Origin of the sequence: Aquabacterium sp. UBA2148 (assembly GCF_002328915.1) — a bacterium.
Lineage (GTDB): Bacteria > Pseudomonadota > Gammaproteobacteria > Burkholderiales > Burkholderiaceae_C > Aquabacterium > Aquabacterium parvum.
In genome coordinates, this window is the sequence record NZ_DCXA01000270.1 from 33,732 (window position 1) to 37,749 (window position 4,018).

The 4,018-nt window shown below is 67.5% G+C and carries 4 protein-coding genes and 1 pseudogene; 1 reads left to right on the forward strand and 4 read right to left on the reverse strand.

Annotated elements, in window-relative coordinates; translation table 11 throughout:
• The 4 genes from B2W70_RS15110 to B2W70_RS15125 all read right to left on the reverse strand — a co-directional run.
• The coding region (locus tag B2W70_RS15110; RefSeq protein WP_414631076.1) for a hypothetical protein at window positions 1–247 on the reverse strand (247 nt) is incomplete at its 3' end.
• A 47-nt stretch (window positions 248–294) separates the two neighbouring features.
• A complete protein-coding gene (gene ruvA / locus B2W70_RS15115) occupies window positions 295–870 on the reverse strand; it encodes a Holliday junction branch migration protein RuvA (RefSeq protein ID WP_058087672.1) in 576 nt (191 codons plus the stop codon).
• A gap of 29 nt (window positions 871–899) precedes the next feature.
• The gene (locus B2W70_RS15120) at window positions 900–1,562 is read right to left on the reverse strand and encodes a response regulator (RefSeq protein ID WP_058087671.1); all 663 of its coding nucleotides are present in this window, start codon (window positions 1,560–1,562) and stop codon (window positions 900–902) included.
• Between the two features lie 43 nt (window positions 1,563–1,605).
• Window positions 1,606–3,741: a sensor histidine kinase gene (locus B2W70_RS15125; RefSeq protein ID WP_286746914.1), complete on the reverse strand. Its 2,136-nt coding sequence runs from the start codon at window positions 3,739–3,741 to the stop codon at window positions 1,606–1,608.
• Between the two features lie 140 nt (window positions 3,742–3,881).
• Between B2W70_RS15125 and B2W70_RS15130 the strand changes: the two are divergent.
• A pseudogene (locus tag B2W70_RS15130) lies at window positions 3,882–4,018 on the forward strand (PhoH family protein); the annotation flags it as partial.

Here is a 4,018-nt window from a genome sequence, read left to right on the forward strand (position 1 = left end):
TGGGGGTGCCGCGCACCGAAGCGCCCGGCCCCGCCTGCAACTCCGCTCGGGTGCACAGGGGGCGCGAGACATTGGGCAGCCGGCGCACCATCTGCGCGCACAGCTCGGTCGCCGTGCGCACGCCACCGGCCGGCTCGGCCACAGAAGCGGCGGGTTTGCGCTGGGGCGCCACGGCCGAGGGGCCGGCCCAGCTCAGGCAGGCCAACAGCGCGAGGCAAGGGGCAAGGAGCGTGAAAATCGGTCGCATGCGGCCATCATGCCCCAGCCCAAGCTGGCACCGACGCAGCGCCAGGCTCAGCGCGCCAGCGACTTCAGCGCCAGCTTGATGCCGTCGCTCACCGAAACCTCGGCGGGCAGTTGCTTGAGCGCAGCCTGGGCTTCTTTCTCGGAGTAGCCCAGGGCGATCAGGGCCTGCAGGATGTCGGCCTGGTGGTCGGACGTGGCGCTCCAGCCCGGGGCCGCCAGCACCGGCGCCAGCTTGCCCTTGAGCTCCAGCAGCAGCCGCTCGGCCGTTTTTTTGCCCACACCCGGCACCTTGACCAGGCGGGAGGTGTCTTGCGCCGACACGGCTGCGGCGAGCTCGTCGGTGCTCAGGCCAGAGAGCAGCGCCAGCGCGATGCGGGGGCCCACGCCACTGATCTTGATGAGCTCGCGGAAGGACTCTCGCTCGCCGGCCGTCAGGAAGCCGAACAGCAGCTGCGCGTCTTCGCGGACGATGAACTGCGTCAGCAGCGTGACCTGGCCACCGGTGTCGGGCAGGTTGTAGAAGGTGCTCATGGGCACCTGGACTTCGTAGCCCACGCCGTGCACGTCAACGAGGACGTGAGGCGGGGCCTTGCCGGCGAGCACGCCAACCAAACGGGAAATCATCGGATCAGGTCAGCGGCGGTCGGCAAAGGTCAACGGCGGAACAGGCCCAGGCGCTGCGCTTCCAGCGCGGCTTCGGCGCGCGAAGACACGTTGAGCTTGCGGTAGATCTGCTTGACGTAGTCGGCGATGGTGTGGCGCGACAGGTTGAGCTGCTGGCCGATTTCCGGCAGCGTGAAGCCCTTGGCCACGCGCAACAGGACCTCGTTTTCGCGGTCGGTGAGCTGCACGTGCGGGGTGACCGTGTCGGGCTGGTGCACCGGCTGCAGGCGGGCCTGGGCCGTGAAGTACTGGATCACGCGGCGGGCGATGGACGGCGACAGCGGCGGCTCGCCCTGGGCGATGCGCTGCAGTTGCTCGGCCAGCTGCTCGCGCGACTGCTCTTTCAGGAGGTAACCAAATGCACCGGCCTGCAGGGCGGGGAAGAGGTGGTCGTCGTCGTCGTGGATGGTGACCACCACCGACTGCACGTCAGGCTGCTTTTCGCGCAGGGCCTGCACCACCTCGACGCCGGAGCCGTCGGGCAGCCCCAGGTCGACCATGGCGACGTCAAAGCGCACGGCGTTGACCAGCTCCAGCGCGTCGTGGATGCGCGCGCTCTCGCTGATCTGGGCACCCGGGAACACCTGCAGCGCCAGCGTCTTGAGCCATGCCCGGATTTCAGGAAGGTCTTCGAGGAGGAGGATTTGCTTCATGGTTTCAGGGGCCTCACTGCGCTTGCGCTAAAAGATACTGCGCTCATTGTCCACGCGAACCGGGCTGCGCGCCAGAAGACAGGCCTTCCAGCGCCCCACGGGGCGGCAAGACCTGTTGCATTGCGGCGATTTCCAGCGGCAGGGTCAGGCGGATGACGGTGCCGAACCCCGGCCCGGACTCGACCAGGCACTGCCCGCTGAGCTGTTTGGCGCGGTGCTTCATGCTGGTCATGCCGTGGCCGCGGTCCAGGCGACCATCGAGCTCCATCGGGATGCCTTTGCCATTGTCCTGGATGACCAGGGTGAAGACGTGGTGCTCCAGGTCGACATCCGCCGAAATGATCACGTGCGACGCGCTGCTGTGCTTGATGATGTTGCTGACCGCCTCGCGCAAGATGCGGGTCGTCTGCACGTAGGTGCGCGAAGACAGGGGTTCTTCGATGACGTCGTTGGGGTTGCGCCATTCGCACTCGATGCCGGCTTCGCCCAGGCGCTGCACCACCTCGCTGCGCCAGTCGGCCAGCGAGTCGGACAGCACGCGGGGCTTGCCGGTCAGGCCGCGCACCGACAGGCGCATCTCTTCCAGGGCTTCGCGCGCCAGGGTGGAAATGCGGTCGTTGTCCGAGGTGTGCACGATGGTCAGCAGCTTGGCGCCCAGGTCGTCGTGCAGGTCGCCGGCGATGCGCTTGCGCTCCTTCTCGGCGATCTGCTCGATGCGCAGCTCGGCGATCTGGTTGAAGTTGCGCTCGATCTCGACGCTGATTTCCTGCACGCGGCGCTCGAGGTGCAGCCGCGCACCTTCGGCCGACTGCAGGGCCCGCACGTAGACCTGGATCAGGCGCACGCCCACGGCGGCATAGAGCAGCGGCAGCACGAAGTGGGTGATGTGCAGGCCGCCGCTTTGCAAGAGGCCGTTCTGGTACGACAGCTCGATGCCCAGCACCGCCGCCACCACGCCCAGGGCCACGCTCATCATCCAGAACTCGGAGCGCCGGGCCTGGGCCGCCAGCCACAGGAAGTAGCCAATGGCCACGAAGAGCTCGAGCGTGAACACCATGAACCACACGCGCGAGACCAGGAAGATGCGGTTTTCGCCCAGCAGCAGCAGGCTCAGCGGCAACAGCAGGCACTGGGCCCAAAGCAGCAGGTTGATGCGGTCGACCCAGACGCGCTCGCTGCCCGGGCGAACGCCCGCACCGGCGTAACCCAGCAGGAACTTGACGGCGAAAGCGTTGAGCGGCCCCATCATGATGGCGATGAAGACCTCCATGGCGTCGTTGGGCACGGGCAACTCGCCGCGCCAGAAACGCCCGGTCATCACCGACCAGCCCATGGTCAGCAGGCCGAAGTACAGCAGGTAGTTGAGCTTGCGCACCCAGGCCAGGCCCAGGGCGAACACGCCCATGACGACCAGCACGCCGCCCATGATCTGCGACAGGGTGAGGGTCCAGAAGGTCGAGTCTTCGGCGGCTTCCTGCACCTCGGCCAGGGTGCCGACCTGCAAGGCGGCCAGCCCACCTGCGCGCTGGCGGGCGCTGACGTGGCCAATCGGGTAGCCCACGATCTTGACGTCCAGGTTGTTGTCTCGCTCGCGCAGCAGGTTGGAGGTCAGCGCCACCACGTGCGAGCTGAAGCACTGGCGGGTGTAGGGCTCGCTCATGCGGCCGCTGCGGTAGAGCAGCACGCCATTGAGGTGCACCTCCACGCTGGAGCAGGCGCGATCGATCAGCGCACCCAGCACCTGTTCCTTGGGGGGCTGCTTGAGCAGGTCGAAGTGGAACCGGTACCAGACGGCGCCCTTGTGGCCGGGCTGCGAACGAGACCACTCGTCCGGCAGGGCCACCAACTGGCCGCTCGAGCCATCCGGGAAGCGCGGGGCGTCGCTGCGCACGGCCCAGGCTTGCGTCAAAGGCTGCAGCGCGCCGTCGAGCACCTGCCGGGCGCCCGGCTGGCTCAGGCGGGTGGCTTCCTGGTTCAGCACGACCAGGGCCAACGCCACCAGCAGGGCCAGCGACAGCCCCAACACCACCCACAGGCGAAACGGCCCCGGGAAGGCACTGCCGCCGGATGCAGCGGACAGGGCAGGATCTGCCGACGACTCGGCAGCAGAGGAGGGATCGACGGGGGCTTGTTCCCGCGAGGAAGAGCGGCCGCGAAACGGCCACCAGCGATGCGTCACGTTCAAAGGGGACTCCACAAGCCCAGGGCGCACCAGGAGGCACGAACCCAAAGATCGGCCATTTTCGCAAGAGAAGTCACACGTGGGGCACCCGGAGAAGCGACAATTTGCCAGCTTTTCTGAACGGATCTGCCCCACCCATGCAACTCAGGCACAGCTTAGCCCCTGCGGACAACACCCGGCTGGCCCATTTGTGCGGCCCGCTCGACGCGCACCTGCGCACCATCGAGGCCGCCTTCCACGTCACCCTGCACCGGCGGGGCGAGCGCTTTCGCAT

Excerpts from the sequence above, each read along its gene's own strand:
- ruvA (WP_058087672.1), bottom strand. The coding sequence starts at position 870 with ATGATTTCCCGTTTGGTTGGCGTGCTCGCCGGCAAGGCCCCGCCTCAC.
- B2W70_RS15120 (WP_058087671.1), bottom strand. The coding sequence starts at position 1,562 with ATGAAGCAAATCCTCCTCCTCGAAGACCTTCCTGAAATCCGGGCATGG.